Origin of the sequence: Pseudomonas sp. B21-023 (genome assembly GCF_024749165.1) — a bacterium.
GTDB lineage: Bacteria > Pseudomonadota > Gammaproteobacteria > Pseudomonadales > Pseudomonadaceae > Aquipseudomonas.
Window position 1 is genome coordinate 447,545 of record NZ_CP087190.1, and the last position, 23,849, is coordinate 471,393.

General features: G+C 64.5%; 20 protein-coding genes and 1 pseudogene. 18 read left to right on the top strand and 3 right to left on the bottom strand.

All coding sequences use genetic code 11. The features are described from left to right. Positions 1-50: 50 nt before the first annotated feature. Entirely contained in the window at positions 51-1,061 is a 1,011-nt protein-coding gene (locus tag LOY42_RS02100) for a class 1 fructose-bisphosphatase (protein ID WP_038706942.1), read from the top strand. Between the two features lie 3 nt (positions 1,062-1,064). Beyond that, positions 1,065-1,661, top strand: a complete 597-nt coding sequence (locus LOY42_RS02105) for a DUF924 family protein (protein WP_102681744.1) — start codon at positions 1,065-1,067, stop codon at positions 1,659-1,661. A 133-nt stretch (positions 1,662-1,794) separates the two neighbouring features. Here LOY42_RS02105 and LOY42_RS26490 read toward each other — a convergent pair whose 3' ends face one another. Further along, on the bottom strand, positions 1,795-2,625 hold the full coding sequence (locus LOY42_RS26490) for a methyl-accepting chemotaxis protein (RefSeq protein WP_371926848.1): 831 nt from the start codon (positions 2,623-2,625) through the stop codon (positions 1,795-1,797). A gap of 72 nt (positions 2,626-2,697) precedes the next feature. Then, positions 2,698-3,687: pseudogene (locus LOY42_RS26495) on the bottom strand (cache domain-containing protein); the annotation flags it as partial. A gap of 223 nt (positions 3,688-3,910) precedes the next feature. Here LOY42_RS26495 and bamE point away from each other — a divergent pair. Both bamE and LOY42_RS02120 read left to right on the top strand, forming a co-directional pair. Then, positions 3,911-4,165, top strand: a complete 255-nt coding sequence (bamE, locus tag LOY42_RS02115) for an outer membrane protein assembly factor BamE (RefSeq protein WP_011536093.1) — start codon at positions 3,911-3,913, stop codon at positions 4,163-4,165. Beyond that, on the top strand, positions 4,162-4,734 hold the full coding sequence (locus LOY42_RS02120) for a lipocalin family protein (protein WP_023631132.1): 573 nt from the start codon (positions 4,162-4,164) through the stop codon (positions 4,732-4,734). Before bamE ends, LOY42_RS02120 begins: the two co-directional genes overlap by 4 nt. A gap of 69 nt (positions 4,735-4,803) precedes the next feature. On the opposite strand, the gene LOY42_RS02125 is transcribed toward LOY42_RS02120, so the two are convergent. Then, positions 4,804-6,168 (bottom strand): formimidoylglutamate deiminase, encoded by a 1,365-nt coding sequence (locus LOY42_RS02125; RefSeq protein WP_258599731.1) that lies wholly within the window; start codon positions 6,166-6,168, stop codon positions 4,804-4,806. A 144-nt stretch (positions 6,169-6,312) separates the two neighbouring features. Here LOY42_RS02125 and hutC point away from each other — a divergent pair, with 144 nt between their 5' ends. From hutC to LOY42_RS02195, 14 genes are all read left to right on the top strand, one after another. Continuing rightward, on the top strand, positions 6,313-7,023 hold the full coding sequence (gene hutC, locus LOY42_RS02130) for a histidine utilization repressor (RefSeq protein ID WP_173862408.1): 711 nt from the start codon (positions 6,313-6,315) through the stop codon (positions 7,021-7,023). After that, a complete protein-coding gene (locus tag LOY42_RS02135; protein ID WP_139674067.1) occupies positions 7,020-7,592 on the top strand; it encodes a HutD family protein in 573 nt (190 codons plus the stop codon). The genes hutC and LOY42_RS02135 overlap by 4 nt, the downstream gene beginning before the upstream one ends. A gap of 245 nt (positions 7,593-7,837) precedes the next feature. Next, complete coding sequence (gene hutU, locus LOY42_RS02140; protein ID WP_038706939.1) at positions 7,838-9,511, top strand: urocanate hydratase; 1,674 nt, start codon at positions 7,838-7,840, stop codon at positions 9,509-9,511. Between the two features lie 83 nt (positions 9,512-9,594). Next, a complete protein-coding gene (gene hutH, locus LOY42_RS02145; RefSeq protein WP_139674064.1) occupies positions 9,595-11,127 on the top strand; it encodes a histidine ammonia-lyase in 1,533 nt (510 codons plus the stop codon). 140 nt (positions 11,128-11,267) lie between these two features. Further along, a complete protein-coding gene (locus LOY42_RS02150; RefSeq protein ID WP_139674062.1) occupies positions 11,268-12,671 on the top strand; it encodes an amino acid permease in 1,404 nt (467 codons plus the stop codon). A gap of 18 nt (positions 12,672-12,689) precedes the next feature. Next, entirely contained in the window at positions 12,690-13,895 is a 1,206-nt protein-coding gene (hutI, locus tag LOY42_RS02155) for an imidazolonepropionase (RefSeq protein WP_139674059.1), read from the top strand. Positions 13,896-13,905: 10 nt separating this feature from the next. Continuing rightward, positions 13,906-14,709 carry an N-formylglutamate deformylase gene (gene hutG, locus LOY42_RS02160; protein WP_139674056.1) on the top strand — a complete coding sequence of 268 codons (804 nt, stop codon included), beginning with the start codon at positions 13,906-13,908 and terminating at the stop codon, positions 14,707-14,709. Positions 14,710-14,967: 258 nt separating this feature from the next. Beyond that, positions 14,968-15,939: a prolyl aminopeptidase gene (gene pip, locus LOY42_RS02165; RefSeq protein ID WP_046853900.1), complete on the top strand. Its 972-nt coding sequence runs from the start codon at positions 14,968-14,970 to the stop codon at positions 15,937-15,939. Continuing rightward, a complete protein-coding gene (gene dtd / locus LOY42_RS02170) occupies positions 15,936-16,373 on the top strand; it encodes a D-aminoacyl-tRNA deacylase (protein WP_139674053.1) in 438 nt (145 codons plus the stop codon). The genes pip and dtd overlap by 4 nt, the downstream gene beginning before the upstream one ends. 262 nt (positions 16,374-16,635) lie before the next feature. Then, positions 16,636-18,372, top strand: coding sequence for a glucan biosynthesis protein G (locus tag LOY42_RS02175; protein ID WP_110700374.1), 1,737 nt, complete (start codon positions 16,636-16,638; stop codon positions 18,370-18,372). Next, positions 18,365-20,932, top strand: a complete 2,568-nt coding sequence (gene mdoH, locus LOY42_RS02180) for a glucans biosynthesis glucosyltransferase MdoH (protein ID WP_139674050.1) — start codon at positions 18,365-18,367, stop codon at positions 20,930-20,932. The genes LOY42_RS02175 and mdoH overlap by 8 nt, the downstream gene beginning before the upstream one ends. 267 nt (positions 20,933-21,199) lie before the next feature. Further along, positions 21,200-21,997, top strand: coding sequence for a transporter substrate-binding domain-containing protein (locus LOY42_RS02185; RefSeq protein ID WP_167335937.1), 798 nt, complete (start codon positions 21,200-21,202; stop codon positions 21,995-21,997). A 78-nt stretch (positions 21,998-22,075) separates the two neighbouring features. Then, entirely contained in the window at positions 22,076-23,038 is a 963-nt protein-coding gene (locus LOY42_RS02190; RefSeq protein WP_046853904.1) for an amino acid ABC transporter permease, read from the top strand. Next, positions 23,031-23,765 (top strand): amino acid ABC transporter ATP-binding protein, encoded by a 735-nt coding sequence (locus LOY42_RS02195; protein WP_094011062.1) that lies wholly within the window; start codon positions 23,031-23,033, stop codon positions 23,763-23,765. Before LOY42_RS02190 ends, LOY42_RS02195 begins: the two co-directional genes overlap by 8 nt. The last annotated feature ends 84 nt before the right edge of the window (positions 23,766-23,849 follow it).

The following is a 23,849-nucleotide window of genomic DNA, read 5'->3' on the forward strand; positions in this document are numbered from 1 at the left end:
CCCTGTAAACTGCGGGGGTTTTTCTCCCCCTTTCCTTTTCGGAGCCATACATGTCCCGCGTTACCCTGAGTCGCTATCTGATTGAGCAGACCCGCAGCAACAATACCCCTGCCGATCTGCGCTTCCTGATCGAAGTGGTGGCGCGTGCGTGCAAGGAGATCAGTCACCACGTGTCCAAGGGCGCCCTGGGCGGCGTGCTGGGCAGCATGGGCACCGAGAACGTGCAGGGCGAGGTGCAGAAGAAGCTCGACGTGATTTCCAACGACATCCTGCTCGAAGCCAACGAGTGGGGCGGTCACCTGGCCGGCATGGCCTCCGAAGAGATGGACAATGCCTACCAGATCCCGGGCAAGTACCCCAAAGGCGCCTACCTGCTGGTCTTTGACCCGCTGGACGGCTCGTCGAACATCGACGTCAACGTCTCGGTCGGCACCATCTTCTCGGTGCTGCGTTGCCCGAACGAATACCTGAGCCAGAACGAAACCCTGAACGAGAATGCATTCCTGCAGCCAGGCACCCAGCAGGTCGCCGCCGGTTACGCCATCTACGGCCCGCAGACCATGCTGATCCTGACCCTGGGCAACGGCGTCAAGGGCTTCACCCTGGACCGCGAGCTGGGCAGCTTCGTCCTGACCCACGAAAACATCCAGGTACCGGCCACCACCGCCGAGTTCGCCATCAACATGTCCAACCAGCGCCACTGGGAAGCCCCGGTGCAACGCTACGTGGGCGAGCTGCTGGCCGGCGAGACCGGGCCGCTGAAAAAGAACTACAACATGCGCTGGATCGCCTCGATGGTGGCCGACGTGCATCGCATCCTGACCCGTGGCGGCCTGTTCATGTACCCACGCGATGCCCGCGAGCCGAGCAAGCCGGGCAAGCTGCGCCTGATGTACGAAGCCAACCCGATGTCGTTCATCATCGAACAGGCAGGCGGCGCCTCCACCAACGGTTACGAGCGTATCCTCGACATCAAGCCGGAGAGCCTGCACCAGCGCGTGTCGGTGATCCTCGGCTCGAAGGAAGAGGTCGAGCGCGTCACCGCCTACCACAAGGAGTAAGTCATGCTCGCACCTTGGCAGCCGTTGCTGGAGTGGTGGTTCGGTTGGGGCACAAGTGCCCAGGCCGTGGCTGACGAGAAGAACACGCTGTGGTTCGGCAAGCATCACGACGTCGATGCCCAGGCGCTGTTCGGCGACCTGGTCGAGCAAGCCCTGGCGGGCGGGCTCGACGAGTGGCAGCAGAGCCCCCAGGGCTGGCTCGGTCTGCTGCTGCTGCTGGATCAGCTGCCGCGCATGATCTATCGCGACACGCCGCGTGCCTTCGAGGGTGACCGGCGTGCCCAGGTAGTGGCGATGCAGGGGTTGCAGAAGGGCTGGGACTACCAGCTGCTGCCGATCCAGCGGGTGTTCGTGCTATTGGTGCTGGAGCATGCCGAGGTGCTGGACTGGCAAAACCTGTGCGTCGAGCGTTACCAGACTTTGCTGGACGAGCAGCCCGAGGCCAGCCGTCGGTTGTTTGAAGGCTTCCTCGACTATGCCGAGCAGCACCAGCGGGTGATCGCCCGCTTCGGGCGCTTCCCGCACCGCAACCTGGTGCTGAACCGCCCGAGCACCAGTGAAGAGATGGACTTCCTGCTGGAGCCTGGGTCCAGGTTCTAGTGCCAGTGGGGCTGCTTTGCAGCCCTATCGCTGGCAAGCCAGCTCCCACAGGATAAGCGCTGCATTCGGGTCTGGCGCTATCCCTGTGGGAGCTGGCTTGCCAGCGATGGGCCGCGAAGCGGCCCCGGCCATCTCAGATCCTGAAACTCCCCACCAGATGCTTCAACCGCTCGACCTGATGCTCCAGGTCGGTGCAGGCACGCAAGGTGCTCTGCAGGTTCTGCACCCCTTCCTGATTCAGCGTATTGATCTCGGTGATGTCGACATTGATCGACTCGACCACGGCCGTTTGCTCTTCCGTGGCGGTGGCCACCGACTGGTTCATGCCGTCGATCTCGCCGATGCGCTGGGTGACACTGCCCAGGCGTTCGCCGGCCTGGTTGGCGATGCCGACACTGCGGTCGCTGTGTTGCTGGCTCTGGTTCATGGTGCTCACGGCCACCTGGGCCCCGGCCTGCAGCTCCTCGATCAGGCGCTGCACCTGCTGTGCCGAGTCCTGGGTGCGGTGTGCCAGGTTGCGCACCTCGTCGGCCACCACCGCGAAACCACGCCCGGCTTCGCCGGCACGGGCCGCCTCGATGGCCGCGTTGAGCGCCAACAGGTTGGTCTGCTGCGAAATGCCGCTGATCACATCGAGGATCTGGCCGATGTTGGCCGTGTGGTTGTTCAGCGTTTCGATGTTGCCGCTGGCATCACTGATGCGCGCCGACAACTGATTCATCACGTCGATGGTTTCGCCCACCACCTGCTGGCCCTCTTCAGCCAGGCCGCGGGCGGCGCTGGAGTGCTGCGAGGCGAGGGCGGCGTTCTGGGCGATCTCCTGGGCGGCGGCGCCGAGCTGGTTGATCGCCGCGGCGACACTGCTGGTGCGGCTGGACTGCTGGTCGGCGTTGTGGATCGAGGCATTCGAGGCGCTGACCACCTGACCGGCCACGGCATTCACCTGGCCGGTGGCCGAGGCCACTTCGCGGATCGATTCGTGGATCCGCTCGACGAAGCGGTTGAACGACTGCGCCAGACTGCCGAACTCGTCCTGGGCGTGGATGGCCAGGCGCCGGGTCAGGTCGCCTTCGCCCTCGGCGATGTCGCGCATGGCGCGGCCCATGACGTGCAGCGGTTCCATCAGCACGCGGATCAGCAAGCCGAGCAGGGCGATGATCACCACCACCGCGATCAGTGTCGCCACCACGGCCGAAGTGCGCAGCTCGCCGAGCATGGCGAAGGCCGCATCCTGGTCCAGCACCAGCGCCACGTACCAGTCCGCCGAGGGCACGCCATCGACGTGGGTGAAGTTGATGAACTGTTTGCGACCCTCGACCTCCACTTCCTTCAGCCCGCTGCCGATGCGCAGGTTACTGCCAGGGTAGACTTCCGCCAGGGGCTTGAGCGCCAGTTCGCCCTTGGGGTGGATGAGCACCTTGCCCTCGCCGTTGACGATGAAGGCGTGCCCGTGGCCGCCGAAGTCCAGGGTGTTGATCAGGTTGCTGATGGTCTGCAGATCGGTGTCGACACCGCTGACGCCGATCATGCGCCCGCCCTGTTGCACCGGAGTGGCCAGGGTAATGACCAGCTTGCCGGCCGATGCCGAGATGTACGGTTCGGTGACGATGGTCTGGCCCGCGGTGCTGGCCGCCTTGTACCAGCCGCGAACGCGCGGGTCGTAGTCGGCGGCGCGGTTGCCCACCGGCACCGACTGCATGCTGCCGTCCTGGCCGCCGAAGTAGGTGAGGATGAAGTTGCTGCCGTACACCGGCAGCGCCAGGATGCGCTCGAGGCTGCTCTTGGCGGGACCGTCGACGGCAATCTGCTGTGCCACCGAGTTCACCAGCTGGATGCGGCTGTCGAGCCAGGTGCGGATGTTGCCGGCGGTGAGGTTGCCCAGCGATTGCAGCGTCGACTCGGTGTCGCTACGCAGCGACTGACGCTGTCGGTAGTCGTTGAACAGGACGAAGCAAGTGAAGGCGACGGCCACCACCAGGGCGGCGGCCAGCAGGATCTTGTGGCTGAACTTGAGGTTCTTGGTCATTTTTCTTGGAATCTGCGCACGGGCACGAAGGGGAGGGGTGCGGCAAAAAGCCACACCACCGCTTTATGTCGACGCACAGGGATAAAACATTAATCGTTTGCGCGCCAGGCGACCAACGGTGCACAACGAAACCTCGTCGGCCAGGGAACCGAGGAGCCTTTTTCCCTTCTAAGCTCCCTGCAGGCCCTCGCGCCTGTGTATCCATCTCCAGGAGTGTCCCTTCATGTCGTTGCGTTCCCTCGCCCTGTTGTCCTTGTGCGTCGTCCTGACCGCTTGCAGCAAGATCAACCAGGAAAACTATTCCAAGCTCAAGGCCGGCATGAACAAGGCCGAAGTCGAGCAGTTGCTCGGCACGCCCAAGGAGTGTTCCGGCGCGCTGGGCATGAGCAGCTGCACCTGGGGTGACGAGAAGAGCTTCATCAGCGTGCAGTACGCGGCGGACAAGGTCCTGATGTATTCCGGGCAGGGCCTCAAATGAGGCACCTGCACCTGCTGCTGGGCGTGTGCTTGGTGATGCTGCTCGGTGGCTGCGCCACCTCGGCCACCGACCCGCTGGCGCCGAAGACCGCAGGTGCGGTCGACCTCAAGCGTTACCAGGGCAAATGGTTCGAGCTGGCGCGCCTGCCAATGAAGTACCAGGACGGTTGCGCCCAGTCCGAGGCCCATTACAACCTCAAGCCCGATGGCACGGTCGGCGTGCTGAACCGTTGCCGTACCCTGGGTGATGAATGGCTGCGTGCCGAGGGCCATGCGACGCCGCAGCAGGCGGGGCATACCGACAAGCTGTGGGTGGAGTTCGACAATTGGTTCACTCGCCTGGTGCCCGGGGTGGCCAAGGGGGACTACTGGATCCTGTTCGTCGACGAGCGCTATCGCACGGCGATTGTCGGCAGCCCGGACCGCAAGTACCTGTGGATTCTTTCGCGTACGCCTTCGTTGCCGGCGTGGGAGCGTGAAAACCTGCTGGCCAAGGCGCGGCAGCAGGGCTTTGATACCAGCCGCCTGATCTGGCGCACGCCCGACAAGAGCATCGTCGCCCGGCATTGAGGACGCCATCGCGGGGCAAACCCGCTCCCCATACTACCTGTGGGGGCGGGCCCCGCGATGTTTCGACTGTCAGTCCAGCAACTGACGCAGCACTTGTACAAACGCTGCCGCGCTTTCCTCCTCCTGTTCATGCCGCCCTTGGCGTACAACCCACTGCCCGTTGACCATCACATCGCGTACCTGGCGATCAGAACCCGCGAACAACCAGCGGTTGAGAATGGCATCGCCGGCGGCCACGGCCAGATACGGATCCTGCCCGTCCAGTACCAGCCAGTCCGCCCGCTTGCCCACGGCCAGTTCGCCGATCGGCTGCCCCAGCGCCTGGGCACCGCCCAGCAGCGCGGCGTCGTACAAGGTTCGACCAACCATCGGCTGATCGGCGCGATACAGGCGATTGCGCCGCTGGTCACGCATGCGCTGGCCATACTCCAGCCAGCGCAGTTCCTCGACCACGCTCAAAGACACATGGCTGTCCGAGCCGATACCCATCCGCCCGCCCTGGGCCAGGTAGTCCACCGCCGGGAAGATGCCGTCACCCAGGTTCGCCTCGGTGGTCAGGCACAACCCGGCCACCGCGCCACTGCGGGCCATGGCGGCAACTTCGTCGGCTTCGGCGTGGGTGGCATGGACCAGGCACCAGCGCTGATCGACATCGACCTGCTCGTACAGCCATTGCAGTGGACGGCGGCCGCTCCAGGCCAGGCAGTCATCGACTTCCTTCTGTTGCTCGGCAATGTGGATATGGATCGGGCAGGTCCTGTCGCCCGCACCGAGCACATCGGTGATCTGCCCTGGTGTCACGGCGCGTAGCGAGTGGAAGCACAACCCCAATGTCTGCGCCGGCTGTTGTGCCAGCAATGGCGCTAGTTGCTGTTGCAGGCGCAGGTACTGTTCGGTTGAGTTGATGAAGCGCCGTTGGCCGTCATTGGGCGCCTGGCCGCCAAACCCGGCGTGGCTGTACAGGACCGGCAGCAAGGTCAGGCCGATGCCGCTGGCGGCTGCGGCGGCGCTGATGCGTCGCGACAGTTCGGCGGGGTCCGCGTAGGCCTGCCCGTGCTGGTCATGGTGCACATAGTGGAATTCGGCCACCGAGGTGTAGCCGGCCTTGAGCATCTCGATATACAACTGGCGCGCGATGACCTGCAGTTGCTCCGGCGTGATCCGGCCGACCAGGCGGTACATCAGTTCGCGCCAGGTCCAGAAGCTGTCATTGGGATTGCCGGCCACTTCCGCCAGCCCTGCCATGGCCCGCTGGAACGCATGCGAGTGCAGGTTGGGCATGCCTGGCAACAGCGGGCCGCCCAGGCGCTCGGCGCCTTTGGCGTCGGCATCGGTCATTATCGCCGCCAGCTGACCGTCGGCAGCGACCTCCAGGCGGACATTGCGGGCCCAGCCCGAAGGGAGCAGGGCGCGTTCGGCGAAGTAGGCGGGCATCGGTGAAATCCTGTTATTGTTAACTTGTATATACATATACAGCCGTTTGCCTGCCGGGTAAACTCCGGCAAGCTACCGTTCACTCCAACCGCACAAGGATTCAACGCCGTGCCGACACTTCCTGTCTCCGCGCTGGTTGCCCAGATGGGCGAAGGGCCGGCGCCGCTCTACGCCCGGGTGAAACAGATGATCATCCAGCAGATCGAGAGCGGCAACTGGCCGCCTCATCACCGCGTGCCATCGGAAAGCGAACTGGTCAGCGAGCTGGGCTTCAGCCGCATGACCATCAACCGCGCACTGCGCGAACTCACCGCCGAAGGCCTGCTGGTGCGCATGCAGGGCGTCGGCACTTTCGTCGCCGAGCCCAAGAGCCGCTCGGCGCTGTTCGAGGTCAACAACATCGCCGACGAGATCGCCGGCCGTGGCCACCAGCATAGCTGCCAGGTGATAAAGCTTGCCGAAGAGGCCGCCGGCTCCGAGCGCGCCCTGGCCCTGGACATGCGCGAAGGGCAGCGGGTGTTCCACTCGCTGATCGTGCATTACGAAAATGGCGTGCCGGTGCAGATCGAGGACCGCTACGTCAACGCTGCCATCGCTCCGGATTACCTCAAGCAGGATTTCACCCGGCAGACGCCCTACGCCTACCTGTCGCAGGTGGCGCCGCTCACTGAAGGCGAGCACGTGGTCGAGGCGATCCTTGCCGAACCTGAAGAATGCAAGCTGCTGCAGATCGAGCGGGGCGAGCCGTGCCTGTTGATCCGCCGTCGCACCTGGTCGGGGCGCCAGCCGGTCACCGCTGCGCGCCTGATCCACCCCGGTTCCCGTCACCGTCTGGAAGGACGATTCAGCAAATGACCCAGTTGCAGCTGTTGCGTGCCCAGGACTACCCGCGCATGCCCTGGAAGAACGGTGGCGGTTTCACCGAAGAGATCACCCGCGACGCAGGCGACAGCCTGGACGGTTTCGGCTGGCGCCTGTCGATCGCCGATATCGAGGAGTCCGGTGGTTTTTCCAGCTTCACCGGGTACCAGCGGATCATCACCGTATTGCAGGGCGATGGCATGCGCCTGCTGGTCGATGGCCAGGCCAGCCGGCCGTTGCTGCCGTTCGATGCGTTCGCCTTCAGTGGCGAAAGCCAGGTGAGCTGCAAGCTGTTGGGCGGGGCGATTCGCGATTTCAACCTGATCTATGCGCCGCAGCGGTATCGGGCGCGGTTGCAGTGGTTCGATGGCAGTAGCCGGCTCTTCAGCTCGGCGTCGACGCTGTTGCTGTTTGCCGCCAGCACTCATGTCGAGGTGGGGCTGGCTGGGGAGGAGACGCAGCAGCTTGGGCGCTATGACTGTCTGCGGATCGATGGCAATGAAGGGTTGCTGGAAATGGATGTACAGGGGCGGTTCTGCCTGATCGAGCTGATTTCACACTGATCTGTCATCGCTGAAAGGGGCTGCTATGCAGCCCATCGCTGGCAAGCCAGCTCCCACATGGGCCAAGTGAACCCTGTGGGAGCTGGCTTGCCAGCGATGGGGCGCGTAGCGGCCCCTTTCTCGTTTTTCGTCCGAGGAATGGTCACTCTTTTTTGGTTGCCTATGCTTGTACATACAAGTAAAGGTGTGTTTGTATAGTCACCACGACACACACATGCCGTCGGACGACCGCAGAGGACATCCCCGTGACTGACAACAACAAGTACCGTGACGTAGAAATCCGTGCCCCGCGTGGCAACAAGCTGACCGCCAAGAGCTGGCTCACCGAAGCCCCGCTGCGCATGCTGATGAACAACCTCGACCCGCAGGTCGCCGAAAACCCGAAAGAGCTGGTGGTGTACGGTGGCATCGGCCGCGCCGCGCGCAACTGGGAGTGCTACGACAAGATCGTCGAGACCCTGACCCGCCTGGAAGACGACGAAACCCTGCTGGTGCAGTCGGGCAAGCCGGTCGGCGTGTTCAAGACCCACAGCAACGCCCCGCGCGTGCTGATCGCCAACTCCAACCTGGTGCCGCACTGGGCCAACTGGGAACACTTCAACGAACTGGATGCCAAGGGCCTGGCCATGTACGGCCAGATGACCGCCGGCAGCTGGATCTACATCGGCAGCCAGGGCATCGTCCAGGGCACCTACGAAACCTTCGTCGAGGCCGGCCGCCAGCACTACAACGGCAGCCTCAAGGGCAAGTGGGTACTGACCGCGGGCCTGGGCGGCATGGGCGGCGCCCAGCCTCTGGCGGCAACACTTGCCGGCGCCTGCTCGCTGAACATCGAGTGCCAGCAGAGCCGCATCGACTTCCGCCTCGAGACCCGCTACGTCGACGAGCAGGCCACTGACCTGGACGACGCCCTGGCGCGCATCGCCAAGTACACCGCCGAAGGCAAGGCCATCTCCATCGCCCTGCACGGCAACGCCGCCGAAATCCTGCCAGAGCTGGTCAAGCGTGGCGTGCGCCCGGACATGGTCACCGACCAGACCAGCGCCCACGACCCGCTCAACGGCTACCTCCCGGCCGGCTGGACCTGGGAACAGTATCGCGACCGCGCAGTGACCGACCCGGCTGGCGTGGTCAAGGCCGCGAAACAGTCGATGGCCGTACATGTACAAGCCATGCTCGACTTCCAGAAGCAGGGCATCCCGACCTTCGACTACGGCAACAACATCCGCCAGATGGCCAAGGAAGAGGGCGTGGCCAACGCCTTCGACTTCCCGGGCTTCGTCCCGGCGTACATCCGCCCGCTGTTCTGCCGCGGTGTCGGCCCGTTCCGCTGGGCTGCGCTGTCCGGTGACGCCGAGGACATCTACAAGACCGACGCCAAGGTCAAGGAACTGATCCCCGACGACGCCCACCTGCACCGCTGGCTGGACATGGCCCGCGAGCGCATCAGCTTCCAGGGCCTGCCGGCACGTATCTGCTGGGTTGGCCTGGGCCTGCGCGCCAAGCTGGGCCTGGCCTTCAACGAAATGGTCCGCAGCGGCGAACTGTCGGCGCCGGTCGTCATTGGCCGCGACCACCTGGACTCGGGCTCGGTGTCCAGCCCCAACCGTGAAACCGAAGCCATGCGCGACGGCTCCGACGCGGTCTCCGACTGGCCGCTGCTCAACGCCCTGCTCAACACCGCAGGCGGCGCCACCTGGGTCTCGCTGCACCACGGCGGCGGCGTGGGCATGGGCTTCTCCCAGCATTCGGGCATGGTCATCGTCTGCGACGGTACCGATGAAGCCGCCGAGCGTATCGCCCGCGTACTGACCAACGACCCGGGCACCGGCGTGATGCGCCACGCCGACGCCGGCTACCAGATCGCCATCGACTGCGCCAAGGAGCAGGGCCTGGACCTGCCGATGATCACCGGCTGATCGCCGCGCTTTGGATCGCACCCTTCACGGGTGATACTGAACAACAAGAAGGGGGCCATGGCCCCCGCGATTGGAGTAGCGAAGTGACCGAATTGACCCTCAAGCCCGGCACCCTGACCCTGGCCCAACTGCGCGCCATCCACGCCGCGCCCGTGCGCCTGCAGCTCGATGCCAGCGCCGCGCCCGCCATCGACGCCAGCGTCGCCTGCGTCGAGCAGATCATCGCCGAAGACCGTACCGCCTATGGCATCAACACCGGTTTCGGCCTGCTGGCCTCGACCCGCATCGCCAGCCACGATCTGGAAAACCTGCAGCGCTCGCTGGTGCTGTCGCATGCCGCCGGTATCGGCGCGCCACTGGATGACGACCTGGTACGCCTGATCATGGTGCTCAAGATCAACAGCCTGAGCCGTGGTTTCTCCGGTATCCGCCGCAAAGTCATCGATGCGCTGATCGGCCTGGTCAACGCCGAAGTCTACCCACACATCCCGCTGAAAGGTTCGGTCGGCGCCTCCGGCGACCTGGCGCCGCTGGCGCACATGTCGCTGGTGCTGCTGGGCGAGGGCAAGGCCCGCTACAAGGGCCAGTGGTTGCCGGCCTCTGAAGCCCTGGCCGTCGCTGGCCTGGAGCCGCTGACGCTGGCCGCGAAAGAAGGCCTGGCCTTGCTCAACGGTACCCAGGCGTCCACCGCCTACGCCCTGCGTGGCCTGTTCCAGGCCGAAGACCTGTACGCCGCGGCCATCGCCTGTGGCGGCCTGAGCGTCGAGGCGGCGCTGGGTTCGCGCTCGCCGTTCGATGCGCGCATCCATGAAGTGCGCGGTCAGCGTGGCCAGATCGATACCGCCGCCTGCTTCCGCGACCTGCTGGGCGATTCCAGCGAAGTCTCGCTGTCGCACAAAAACTGCGACAAGGTCCAGGACCCGTACTCGCTGCGCTGCCAGCCGCAAGTCATGGGTGCCTGCCTGACCCAGATCCGCCAGGCCGCCGAAGTGCTGGGCATCGAAGCCAACGCCGTGTCGGACAACCCGCTGGTGTTCGCCGCCGAGGGTGACGTGATCTCCGGTGGCAACTTCCACGCCGAGCCGGTGGCCATGGCCGCCGACAACCTGGCCCTGGCCATTGCCGAGATCGGCTCGCTGAGCGAGCGCCGCATCTCGTTGATGATGGACAAGCACATGTCCCAGCTGCCGCCGTTCCTGGTGGAAAACGGTGGTGTGAACTCCGGCTTCATGATCGCCCAGGTCACCGCAGCCGCCCTGGCCAGCGAGAACAAGGCACTGTCGCACCCGCACAGCGTCGACAGCCTGCCGACCTCCGCCAACCAGGAAGACCATGTCTCGATGGCCCCGGCCGCCGGCAAGCGCCTGTGGGAGATGGCCGAGAACACCCGTGGCGTGCTGGCCATCGAATGGTTGGGCGCCTGCCAGGGTCTGGACCTGCGCAAGGGGCTGAAGACCTCCGCCAAGCTGGAACAGGCGCGCCAGGCGCTGCGTCGCGAAGTGCCGCACTATGACCGCGACCGTTTCTTCTCGCCGGATATCGAGGCGGCTGCCGCGTTGCTGGCCAAAGGCACGCTGACCGGGCTGCTGCCGGTTGGCGTCCTGCCAAGCCTGTAACGCCCTCGGGGCCGCTTTGCGGCCCATCGCCGGCAAGCCGGCTCCCACAACTGCTTGTGTGGGAGCCGGCTTGCCGGCGATTGGGCTGCGCAGCAGACCCCATCCCGATATCACGACCAGAACAACAATAAGGACGTGACATGCAACAAGCTCAAGGTCTCAAGCGCGGGCTATCGGCCCGGCACATCCGTTTCATGGCGCTCGGTTCGGCAATCGGTACCGGGCTTTTCTACGGTTCGGCCTCGGCCATCCAGATGGCCGGCCCGGCCGTGCTGCTGGCCTACCTGATCGGCGGCGCCGCAGTATTCATGGTCATGCGCGCCCTCGGCGAAATGGCCGTGCACAATCCGGTGTCCGGCTCCTTCGGCCACTACGCCAGCACCTACCTCGGCCCCATGGCCGGCTTCATCCTCGGCTGGACCTACGCCTTCGAGATGGTCATCGTCGCCATCGCCGACGTCACGGCCTTCGGGATCTACATGGGCTTCTGGTTCCCCGAAGTGGCACGCTGGATCTGGGTACTCGGTATCGTCTTCCTGATCGGCGGCCTGAACCTGTGCAACGTACGGGTGTTCGGCGAGATGGAGTTCTGGCTGTCGCTGCTCAAGGTCGGCGCCATCGTCGCGATGATCCTCGCAGGTCTCGGCATCATGGCCTTCGGTTTCAGCCAGGTGGGCACCGGGCAGGCTGTCGGGGTGAGCAACCTGTTCGAACATGGCGGCTTCATGCCCAATGGCGTCAGCGGCCTGATCGCTTCGTTCGCGGTGGTGATGTTCGCCTTTGGCGGCATCGAGATCATCGGCGTCACCGCAGGTGAAGCGAAAGACCCGCAACGCGTGATCCCGAAAGCGATCAACGCCGTGCCGCTGCGCATCCTGCTGTTCTACGTGCTGACCCTGTTCGTGCTGATGTGCCTGTACCCCTGGCCGCAGATCGGCAGCCAGGGTAGCCCGTTCGTGCAGATCTTCAGCAACCTGGGGATTGGCTCGGCAGCGGCGGTGCTGAACATCGTAGTGATTTCGGCAGCCATCTCTGCGATCAACAGCGACATCTTCGGCGCTGGCCGGATGATGTACGGCCTGTCCCAGCACGGCCAGGCGCCGCGTGGCTTTGGCAAGCTATCCAGGCACGGTGTGCCGTGGATGACCGTGGTGGTGATGGGGGCGGCGCTGCTGGTCGGCGTTCTGCTCAACTACCTGATCCCGGAGAACGTGTTCCTGCTGATCGCTTCGATCGCCACCTTCGCCACTGTGTGGGTGTGGCTGATGATCCTGGTCACCCAGGTTGCCATGCGCCGCAGCATGAGCCGCGAGGAGGTCGCCCAGCTCAAGTTCCCGGTACCCTTCTGGCCCTATGGGCCGGCCCTGGCCATTGCCTTCATGGTGTTCATCTTCGGTGTGCTCGGCTACTTCCCCGACACCCAGGCGGCATTGATCGTCGGGGTAATCTGGGTGGTGTTCCTGGTGGCCTCCTACCTGCTGTGGTGCAAACCACGCGCCGGTGGTGGCGAGCCGGTCCGGGAATCTGCCGAGCTGCAACGCTGAATTAGAAAGGAGATCCTGATGAGAACCCTCTGGCAGCACTGCCACGCCGCGACCATGACCGAAGGCCGTTACTCGGTCATCGAGGACGCGGCGATCGTCACCAGCGCGGGCCTGATCGAGTGGATCGGGGCCCGCGATGAGGTGCCGCCGGTCGCGGCCGACCGCGTCGTCGACCTGGGCGGCGCCTGGGTCACCCCCGGGCTGATCGACTGCCACACCCACGCCGTGTTCGGTGGCAATCGCAGCGGCGAGTTCGAGCAGCGCCTGGAGGGCGTCAGCTATGCCGAGATCGCCGCCCAGGGCGGCGGTATCGCCAGCACCGTGCGGGCTACCCGTGCCGCCAGCGAGGACGAACTGCTGGTGAGTGCCCGTCAGCGCGTCCAGGCGCTGATGCGCGACGGCGTGACCACGATCGAGATCAAGTCCGGCTACGGCCTGGACCTCGAGAGCGAGCGCAAGATGCTGCGTGTTGCCCGGCGCCTGGGCGAGGAGCTGCCCGTGACCGTGCGCAGCACCTGCCTGGCGGCCCATGCCCTGCCGCCGGAATACGCGGGGCGGGCCGACGATTACATCGCACACATCTGCGATGTCATGCTCCCGGCATTGGCTGCCGAGGGCCTGGTGGACGCGGTGGATGCGTTCTGTGAGCACCTGGCGTTCTCCCCTGCCCAGGTCGAGCGGGTATTCATCAAGGCTCGTGAGTTGGGGTTGCCGGTGAAACTGCACGCCGAGCAACTGTCGTCGTTGCACGGTTCGAGCCTGGCGGCGCGTTATCACGCGCTGTCGGCCGATCACCTGGAGTTCATGACCGAGGAAGATGCCATCGCCATGGCCGAGGCCGGTACGGTGGCTGTGCTGCTGCCGGGGGCGTTCTACTTCCTGCGCGAAACCCAGTTGCCGCCAATGGATGCCTTGCGCCGGCACGGCGTGAAGATCGCCCTGGCCAGCGACCTCAACCCCGGCACCTCGCCGGGGCTGTCACTGCGCCTGATGCTGAACATGGGCTGCACCTGTTTTCGCATGACCCCCGAGGAAGCCCTGGCGGGTGTCACCGTGCACGCCGCCACCGCCCTGGGCCTGGGCGACAGCCATGGTTCGCTGGAAGAGGGCAAGGTCGCGGACTTCATCGCCTGGCAGATCGAACGCCCCGCCGACCTCAGCTACTGGCTCGGCGGTGACTTGCCCAAGCGCGTGGTGCGCCTGGGTCATGAGATAACCCACTGAGCGAGGCGACATGGACAAAGTATTGAGTTTCCACCAGGGCCGCCTGCCGCTGTTGATCAGCATGCCCCATGCCGGGCTTGGCCTGACCGACGCCGTGCGCGACGGGCTGGTCGAGCCGGCGCGCAGCCTGCCCGACACCGATTGGCACATCCCGCGGTTGTACGACTTTGCCCGCGAGCTGGGTGCCAGCGTGGTAGCGGCGGAGTACTCGCGGTTCGTCATCGACCTGAACCGGCCGGATGACGACAAGCCGCTGTATGCCGGCGCTACCACCGGGTTGTATCCGGCGACGCTGTTCGAGGGGGAACCGTTGTTCAAGGAAGGCAAGACGCCCAGCCCTGAGCAGCGGGCCGTGTACCTGGAGCAGATCTGGCGGCCGTACCACGACACGATTCGTCGCGAGCTGGCGCGGATGCGTGAAGAGTTTGGCTATGCGTTGCTGTGGGATGCCCACTCGATCCGGTCGGTGATTCCGCATCTGTTTGATGGGAAGTTGCCGGATTTCAATCTCGGCACGTTCAATGGCGCCAGTTGCGATCCGGTATTGGCTGAGCGGCTGCAGGGTGTTTGCGCCGAGTTCCCCGCTTACAGCCATGTGCTCAACGGGCGTTTCAAGGGGGGGCATATCACCCGCCATTATGGGGATCCGGCCGAGCATATCCATGCGGTGCAGCTGGAACTGGGGCAGTGCACCTACATGAATGAAGTGGAGCCGTTCGGTTATCGCGAAGATCTGGCACGGCCGACGCAGGTGGTGTTGCGGCGGTTGCTGGAGACGGTGCTGACGTGGGGCGAGGAGCGCTATCGGGGGTAGAGCGTTCGACCGTGTCACGGCCGGCAGGTGTTCGCCACGACCCTTTTGGCGCTCGATCTTGAGGGCGCTGAAGAGCCCGTGTCGGGCACCTGTCAGCCCTGATGCCCTCCCGAACCATGCCCTCCCGGGCATCACGCTTCCCCTTGCCCCCATCGCCAGCAGCTCCAGAACCCCGACGATTCACACGGACACATGCTCTGCGCGCAATTCAGGTTTATGATGCCCAACGGCAGATTAAATCCTCACACGGAGTGCGCGATGCAGACCCTCTACCCGCAGATCAAACCCTACGCCCGGCACGATCTGGCCGTGGAAGCGCCGCATGTGCTGTACGTCGATGAAAGCGGCTCGCCCGAAGGTCTGCCCGTGGTGTTCATCCACGGCGGCCCGGGCGCTGGTTGCGACGCCCAGAGCCGTTGCTACTTCGACCCCAATCTCTACCGCATCATCACCTTCGACCAGCGCGGCTGTGGCCGCTCCACGCCCCACGCGAGCCTGGAGAACAACACCACCTGGCACCTGGTCGAGGATCTGGAGCGCATCCGTGAGCACCTCGGCATCGACAAATGGGTACTGTTCGGCGGCTCCTGGGGCTCCACCCTGGCCCTGGCCTATGCCCAGACCCACCCCGAGCGCGTGCATGGGTTGATCCTGCGCGGGATCTTCCTGTGCCGCCCGCAGGAAATCAGCTGGTTCTACCAGGAGGGCGCAAGCCGCCTGTTCCCCGATTACTGGCAGGACTACATCGCACCGATTCCACCCGAAGAGCGTGGCGACCTGGTCAAGGCCTTCCACAAGCGCCTGACCGGCAACGACCAGATCGCCCAGATGCATGCGGCCAAGGCCTGGTCCACCTGGGAAGGCCGTACCGCCACCTTGCGGCCGAACCCGTTGGTGGTCGACCGCTTCTCCGAACCCCAGCGCGCCCTGTCCATCGCCCGCATCGAATGCCATTACTTCACCAACAACGCGTTCCTCGAGCAGGATCAGCTGATCCGCGACATGCCGAAGATCGCCCATCTGCCGGCGGTGATCGTGCATGGCCGCTACGATGTGATCTGCCCGCTGGACAACGCCTGGGAACTGCACCAGGCCTGGCCGAACAGTGAGTTGAAGGTGATCCGCGACGCCGGCCACGCCGCCTCCGAGCCGGGTATCACCGACGCTCTGGTACGCGCGGCCGACCAGATGGCGCGACGCCTGCTCGACCTGCCCCTGGAAGAGGCATGAAAGGGCTGATCCAGCGTGTGCGTGGCGCACGGGTGGAAGTGGCGGGGGAGACCGTCGGGGCCATCGACCAAGGGCTGCTGGCGCTGGTGGCGGTCGAGCCTGGCGATTCGCCCGAGCATGCCGACAAACTGCTGCATAAACTGCTGAACTACCGAGTGTTCAGCGATGAGCAGGGCAAGATGAACCGCTCGCTCAAGGATGTCGGTGGCGGCCTGTTGCTGGTGTCGCAGTTCACCCTGGCCGCCGACACCCGCAACGGCATGCGCCCGAGCTTCTCGACGGCTGCGCCACCGGCCCTTGGCGCTGCGCTTTTCGACTATCTTTTGAATCAGGCACAAGGTCAGCACCGGCAGGTGGCCAGTGGTCGCTTCGGCGCTGACATGCAGGTGCATCTGGTCAATGATGGCCCGGTAACATTTATGTTACAAATATGAGGTCAAAAAACCCTTTGTTTGGCGAAAACAAGGGGTTTTGTACGATAAATAGTTTGTTCAGCCTGATGCGTTGTAACGCGACCTGCTGGATAATCGCGCGCTGCATGAACCTGCGTTCGCAGGTTCGTTTCACTTTGACTCGAGCATTGTCAGGATCCGTTTGGGGAATCATTACGCCCTCACGGGGTCCGAACAGTGCTCGCCAACCCGGCATTTGTCGCTGGCCGTTGGTTTCATGATCTGTTTTCGGCGAGGATTGCTCGTGATTGTAAGCCCCTGTATTGCACCTAGAATCCCCGGTATCCGGCTGCGCAAGGCCCTGTTGGCCGGCGTGGCGCTGGTCGGCCTGATGAGCGCGGGCCAGCTGTGGGCATTCAATCTGGACGATGTTGCAGCCAAGGCAAAGGATCTGGCCGGTCAGAAGTTCGAGGCACCGAAGAGCAACCTGCCACCGGTGTTCCGCGACATGAAGTACGCCGACTACCAGAAGATCCGCTTCCTGCAGGAAAAGGCCGAGTGGGCCAAGGACAAGACGCCGTTCAAGCTGTCCTTCTATCACCAGGGCATGCACTTCGACACGCCGGTGACCATCAACGAGATCACCGCCAACAAAGTCAAGGAAATCAAGTACGACCCGAGCCGCTTCGAGTTCGGTGACGTGCCCCATGACGCTGATGCCACCAAGAACCTCGGCTATGCCGGCTTCCGTGTGCTCTACCCGATCAACAAGGCCGACAAGCAGGACGAGATCATGACCCTGCTTGGCGCCAGCTACTTCCGCGTGGTCGGCAAAGGCCACCGCTATGGCCTGTCGGCCCGCGGCCTGGCAATCGATACCGCACTGCCGTCGGGCGAGGAATTCCCGCGTTTCCGCGAATTCTGGATCGAGAAGCCCAAGCCGAAAGACAAGCACCTGGTGATCTACGCACTGCTTGACTCGCCGCGCTCCACCGGTGCCTACAAGCTGACCCTGCGCCCTGGCGAGGACACCCTGGTCGACGTCAAATCGCGCGTCTACCTGCGTGAAAACGTCAGCCGTCTGGGCATCGCCCCGCTGACCAGCATGTACCTGTTCGGCCCCAACCAGCCGTCGAAGGTCATGAACTACCGCCCGGCCCTGCATGATTCCGAAGGTCTGGCCATCCACGCCGCCAACGGCGAGTGGCTGTGGCGCCCGCTGAACAACCCGAAACACCTGGCCGTGAGCAACTTCAGCGTCGAGAACCCGCGTGGTTTCGGCCTGCTCCAGCGCCAGCGCGCCTTCAGCGACTATGAAGACCTCGACGACGAGTACGAAAAGCGTCCGAGTGCCTGGATCGAGCCGAAGGGTGATTGGGGCAAGGGCACCGTCGACCTGGTCGAGATTCCGACCGCCGACGAGACCAACGACAACATCGTGGCCTTCTGGAGCCCGGAAAAACTGCCTGAGCCAGGCAAGCCGTTCGAATACGACTACCGCCTGCGCTGGACCATCAAGGAAGACCAGCTGCACTCGCAGGAACTGGGCTGGGTCAAGCAGACCCTGCGCTCCGCCGGTGACGTCAAGCAGTCCAACCTGATCCGTCAGACCGACGGCAGTGTTGCCCTGCTGGTCGATTTCATCGGCCCGAACCTTGCGGCGTTGCCGGCGGACACCGCCGTGCGCAGCCAGGTCAGCGTCGGCGACAACGCCGAAGTGGTCGAGAACAATCTGCGTTACAACCCGGAAACCAAAGGCTGGCGCCTGACCCTGCGCCTGAAGGTGCAGGATCCGAAGAAATCCACCGAGATGCGTGCCGCGCTGCTGCGTGACGTGCCGGTCGAGCAACCGAAGCCCGCCAAGGAAACCAAGCAGGACAAGGCCGCGGCCAAGCACGCCCACGCCAAGGCTGAGAAAGCCAAGGCCGAGCAGGCTGCCGAGCAACCCGCCGCCGACGCGGCATCCACCAACGGGGCCCCGGCCACCACCGAGAAGGTGCTGACCGAGACCTGGAGCTATCAGTTGCCTGCCGATGAGTAACTCAAGCGCAAGGCCGGAATCGCTTGGCGAGTACCTGGCCCACCTCCCCCTGAGCGACGAGCAACGCGCGGAACTTGCCCGTTGCACCTCGTTCAGCGAGCTGCATCAACGCCTGGCGGCCAACCCGGCCGCCGCCACCACCGAGGCCGTCCAGGCTTCGGTGGGGGCCCGTCTTACCGTAGGCAGCGCCGCCGAACTGGAAGAGGCCGAGATGCTCGGCGTCGATGGCAGCGGCCGCCTGTGCCTGAAGATCGCCCCACCGATCAAACGCACCAAGGTCGTGCCCGAGCCGTGGCGCACCAACGTGCTGATCCGCATGTGGCGGCGCATGACCGGTCGCACCAACGCCCCGCAGCCGCCCAAGCGCGAGCTGCCCCCGGCACGCTGGCGCACGGTCGGCTCGATCCGCCGCTACATCCTGCTGACCTTGATGATTGGCCAGACCATTGTCGCCGGCTGGTACATGAAGGGCATCCTGCCGTACCAGGGCTGGTCGTTCGTCGACCTCGACGAAGTCATCCACCAGCCACTGTGGGACACCGTGGTGCAGGTGTGGCCGTATGCGCTGCAGACGTCCATCCTGATCCTCTTCGGCATCCTGTTCTGCTGGGTATCGGCGGGCTTCTGGACCGCGCTGATGGGCTTCCTCGAGCTGCTCACCGGGCGTGACAAGTACAAGATCTCCGGCAGCAGCGCCGGCAACGAGCCGATTCCCGCCGAGGCGCGTACCGCGCTGGTGATGCCGATCTGCAACGAAGACGTGCCACGGGTGTTCGCGGGCCTGCGTGCCACCTTCGAGTCGGTGGCTGCCAGCGGCAACCTCGACCGCTTCGACTTCTTCGTGCTCAGCGATACCAACGACACCGATATCGCCGTGGCCGAACAACAGGCCTGGCTCGACGTGTGTCGCGAGACCAAGGGCTTCGGCCGCATCTTCTACCGTCGTCGCCGGCGCCGGGTGAAGCGCAAGAGCGGCAACCTCGACGACTTTTGCCGCCGCTGGGGCGGCGATTACAAGTACATGGTCGTGCTCGACGCCGACAGCGTCATGAGCGGCGAGTGCCTGAGCAGCCTGGTGCGCCTGATGGAGGCCAATCCGGACGCCGGCATCATCCAGACCGGGCCGAAAGCTTCGGGCATGGATACCCTTTATGCGCGCATGCAGCAGTTCGCTACCCGCGTATACGGCCCGCTGTTCACCGCCGGCCTGCACTTCTGGCAGTTGGGGGAGTCGCACTACTGGGGCCACAACGCGATCATCCGCATGAAGCCATTCATCGAGCACTGCGCCCTGGCGCCATTGCCGGGCAAGGGCGCGTTTGCCGGTGCAATCCTTTCCCACGACTTCGTCGAGGCCGCACTGATGCGTCGGGCCGGCTGGGGCGTGTGGATCGCCTACGACCTGCCGGGCAGTTACGAAGAGCTGCCGCCGAACCTGCTCGACGAGCTCAAGCGCGACCGTCGCTGGTGCCACGGCAACCTGATGAACTTCCGCCTGTTCCTGGTCAAGGGCATGCACCCGGTGCACCGCGCTGTGTTCCTCACTGGCGTGATGTCGTACCTGTCGGCGCCGTTGTGGTTCCTGTTCCTGGTGCTGTCGACCGCGCTTCTGGCGACCAACACGCTGATGGAGCCGCAATACTTCATCGAACCGTTCCAGCTCTACCCGCTGTGGCCGCAATGGCACCCGGAGAAGGCCATCGCGCTGTTCTCCACCACCATCGTGCTGCTGTTCCTGCCCAAGCTGCTCAGCGTCATCCTGATCTGGGCCAAGGGTGCCACCGAGTTTGGCGGGCGTATCAAGGTCACCTTGTCGATGCTGATGGAGATGCTGTTCTCCATGCTGCTGGCACCGGTGCGGATGATCTTCCACACCCGTTTCGTGCTGGCCGCGTTCCTCGGCTGGGCCGCGACCTGGAATTCGCCGCAGCGTGACGACGACTCGACTCCGTGGAGCGAGGCGGTACGTCGCCATGGTCCGCAGACCCTGCTGGGCATCGCCTGGGCCGGCCTGGTGGCCTGGTTGAACCCGAGCTTCCTGTGGTGGCTGGCGCCGATCGTCGGCTCGCTGGTGCTGTCGATCCCGGTCTCGGTGATCTCCAGCCGCACCCGCCTGGGCCTGGCGGCCAAGGACGAGAAGCTGTTCCTCATCCCTGAGGAATATGCGACGCCGCAGGAACTGCTGGCCACCGACCAGTACACCCACGAGAACCGCTGGCATGCCCTGCACGACGGCTTCGTGCGGGCCGTGGTCGACCCACGCCAGAACGCCCTGGCCTGCGCCATGGCCACGGCGCGTCACGGCCAGGCGGCGCCGATCGAGGCGCTGCGCGTTGAGCGTGTGGCCAAGGCGCTGGAAGTGGGGCCACAGGGCCTGGACCTGAACACCCGCCTGGCGCTGCTCAGCGACCCGGTGGCGCTGTCGCGCCTGCACGAGCAGGTATGGGCCGGGCACAACACGGCGTGGATCGATGTATGGCGCGCGTCCATCGCCAACGACCCACACTCGCCGCTGCTGCCGCTGCATCCGGAGCACGTGGTCCAGCCAGCACTGGCTTGACTCCGTCGTACCGATAATCGCGGGGCAAGTCGGGCCGCCGCGTCGCCGCACCCACGCCGTATCAACGGTGCGTGGGAGCGGCGATGCGGCGGCCCGACTTGCCCCGCGATTGTTTTTCCCTCATCGATTTTTGGCCAACAAAGTCCCCACCGGCTCTAGGTCCCGGCCTTCGCATGCGTTAGCATCCGTCCCGACATTACGCATCGGTCTGTAGGGCCGTGCTTACAAGAAAAATCTGCGTACTTCTTGCTAGGGGACTTGGTGATGATGAAGAAATACCTGTCGCGACTGCTGGTAGGTGCGACCGCCCTGATCGCGGTAGCCACCGCCCAGGCCGGCGCCATCGATGACGCGGTCAAGCGCGGCACCCTGCGTGTGGGCATGGACCCGACCTACATGCCGTTCGAAATGACCAACAAACGCGGCGAGATCATCGGCTTCGAAGTCGACATCCTCAAGGCCATGGCCAAGTCGATGGGCGTCAAGCTGGAGATGGTCTCCACCGCCTACGACGGCATCATCCCGGCGCTGATGACCGACAAGTTCGACTTCATCGGCAGCGGCATGACCCTCACCCAGGAACGCAACCTGCGCCTGAACTTCAGCGAGCCCTTCATCGTCGTCGGCCAGACCCTGCTGATCCGCAAGGAGCTGGCGGGCGAGATCAAGTCATACAAGGACCTGAACAACGAGAAGTACCGCCTCACCTCCAAGCTTGGCACCACCGGCGAGATGGTCGCGAAGAAGCTGATCGGCAAGGCCAAGTACCATGGCTACGACAACGAGCAGGAAGGGGTGATGGACGTGGTCAACGGCAAGGCCGACGCCTTCGTCTACGATTCGCCCTACAACGTGGTGGCGGTGGAGAAGGCCGGCGCCGGCAAACTGGTGTTCCTGGAAGAACCCTTTACCTACGAGCCACTGGCGTTCGGCCTGAAGAAGGGCGACTACGACAGCATCAACTACATCAACAACTTCCTGCACCAGATCAAGCATGACGGAACCTACGATCGTATCCACGACAAGTGGTTCAAGAACAAGGACTGGCTGAAGGAAATGGAATAAGGCCAGGGCCAAAAACCCAAGCGCTGACCTCGACGCGCAGGTAAACCCTGCGCGTTCGCATTTACGGAAGTACCCCACGTGATCAAACACAAGAAAGCACAGTGGCCCTGGCACGGGCTGACCGCGCTGGTCCTGGTGGGCCTGGCGATCAGCCTGTACCTGGCCACCTCGATGATTTCCTACGAGTGGCGCTGGAACCGTGTTCCGCAATACTTCGCCTACAAGGCCGAGGAAACCCAGCGTGCCGCCAACCCTGGCACGGTCGAGGAAATCGTGGTGTCCGGCGACAACGCCCGGGTCACCCTGAAGGATGAGAGCGGCGACACCCAGGTCGTCGAAGTGGCCAAGGACAGCATGCTGCTGGCCCGTGGCGACGACGTCGCCGAGGGCGATGCCATCGGCGTCACCCGCCACTGGGCCGCCGGGCCCCTGGCCTGGGGCCTTTGGACCACGCTGTGGATCTCGGTCATCTCCGGCGCCCTGGGCCTGGTGATCGGCCTGTTCGCTGGATTGTGTCGGCTGTCGAGCAACCCCACCCTGCGCGACCTGTCCACGGTGTATGTCGAACTGGTGCGCGGCACGCCGCTGCTGGTGCAGATCTTCATCTTCTACTTCTTCATCGGTACCGTGCTCAACCTGTCCCGCGAGTTCGCCGGGGTGGCGGCGCTGGCACTGTTCACCGGCGCCTACGTGGCCGAGATCGTCCGTGCCGGCGTGCAGTCGATCGCCAAGGGCCAGAACGAGGCGGCGCGCTCCCTGGGCCTGAACGGCGCCCAGTCGATGCGTCACGTGATCCTGCCCCAGGCCTTCAAACGCGTGCTGCCACCGCTGGCCGGGCAGTTCATCAGCCTGGTCAAGGACACCTCGCTGGTGTCGGTGATCGCCATCACCGAACTGACCAAGAGCGGCCGCGAGGCCATCACCACCTCGTTCTCGACCTTCGAGATCTGGTTCTGCGTGGCGGGCCTGTACCTGCTGATCAACCTGCCGCTGTCGCACATCGCCAGCCGGCTCGAGCGGAGGCTTGCGCAAAGTGATTGAAGTCCGTGACCTGCTGAAAGTCTTCGACACCCGCGGCCAGGTGGTGCGTGCGGTGGACAACGTCACCACCCAGGTCGCCAAGGGCGAGGTGGTGGTAGTGCTGGGCCCGTCCGGCTCGGGCAAGTCCACTTTCCTGCGTTGCCTGAACGGCCTGGAGCATTTCGACCAGGGCCATGTGTCCATCAACGGCGTGCAACTGGACGACCCGAAAACCGACATCAACGCCTACCGCCGTGAAGTCGGCATGGTGTTCCAGCATTTCAACCTGTTCCCGCACATGACCGTGCTGGAGAACCTGTGCCTGGCGCAGAAGGTGGTGCGCAAGCGCAACAAGGCCGATCGGGAAGCCAAGGCCCGGGCGTTGCTGGAAAAGGTCGGTATCGCCCAGAAAGCCAACGAGTACCCGTCGCGCCTCTCCGGTGGCCAGCAGCAGCGGGTAGCCATCGCCCGCGCCCTGGCGATGGACCCGAAGGTGATGTTGTTCGATGAGCCGACCTCGGCGCTCGACCCGGAAATGGTCGGCGAGGTGCTGGATGTGATGAAGACCCTGGCCCAGGAAGGCATGACCATGGTCTGCGTGACGCACGAGATGGGCTTTGCCCGGGAAGTAGCGGATCGGGTGTTGTTCTTCGATCACGGCAAGCTGTTGGAAGATTCGCCGCCAAAGGCGTTCTTCGATGCGCCGAAGGACCCACGGGCCCAGGCGTTCTTGCGCCAGGTGCTGTAGGGGGAGCAGCTGCTCATGCCCGGTAATGGCCGCCTGGCAGCAACGGTGTGGGGGCGGTGCAACACCGCTCCCACGAACCCTGTG

Excerpts from the sequence above, each read along its gene's own strand:
- LOY42_RS02100 (WP_038706942.1), top strand. The coding sequence starts at position 51 with ATGTCCCGCGTTACCCTGAGTCGCTATCTGATTGAGCAGACCCGCAGC.
- pip (WP_046853900.1), top strand. The coding sequence starts at position 14,968 with ATGCAGACCCTCTACCCGCAGATCAAACCCTACGCCCGGCACGATCTG.
- bamE (WP_011536093.1), top strand. The coding sequence starts at position 3,911 with ATGTCGTTGCGTTCCCTCGCCCTGTTGTCCTTGTGCGTCGTCCTGACC.
- LOY42_RS02185 (WP_167335937.1), top strand. The coding sequence starts at position 21,200 with ATGAAGAAATACCTGTCGCGACTGCTGGTAGGTGCGACCGCCCTGATC.
- mdoH (WP_139674050.1), top strand. The coding sequence starts at position 18,365 with ATGAGTAACTCAAGCGCAAGGCCGGAATCGCTTGGCGAGTACCTGGCC.
- LOY42_RS02150 (WP_139674062.1), top strand. The coding sequence starts at position 11,268 with ATGCAACAAGCTCAAGGTCTCAAGCGCGGGCTATCGGCCCGGCACATC.
- LOY42_RS02105 (WP_102681744.1), top strand. The coding sequence starts at position 1,065 with ATGCTCGCACCTTGGCAGCCGTTGCTGGAGTGGTGGTTCGGTTGGGGC.
- hutG (WP_139674056.1), top strand. The coding sequence starts at position 13,906 with ATGGACAAAGTATTGAGTTTCCACCAGGGCCGCCTGCCGCTGTTGATC.
- LOY42_RS02120 (WP_023631132.1), top strand. The coding sequence starts at position 4,162 with ATGAGGCACCTGCACCTGCTGCTGGGCGTGTGCTTGGTGATGCTGCTC.
- LOY42_RS02135 (WP_139674067.1), top strand. The coding sequence starts at position 7,020 with ATGACCCAGTTGCAGCTGTTGCGTGCCCAGGACTACCCGCGCATGCCC.
- dtd (WP_139674053.1), top strand. The coding sequence starts at position 15,936 with ATGAAAGGGCTGATCCAGCGTGTGCGTGGCGCACGGGTGGAAGTGGCG.
- LOY42_RS02125 (WP_258599731.1), bottom strand. The coding sequence starts at position 6,168 with ATGCCCGCCTACTTCGCCGAACGCGCCCTGCTCCCTTCGGGCTGGGCC.
- hutI (WP_139674059.1), top strand. The coding sequence starts at position 12,690 with ATGAGAACCCTCTGGCAGCACTGCCACGCCGCGACCATGACCGAAGGC.
- hutC (WP_173862408.1), top strand. The coding sequence starts at position 6,313 with ATGGGCGAAGGGCCGGCGCCGCTCTACGCCCGGGTGAAACAGATGATC.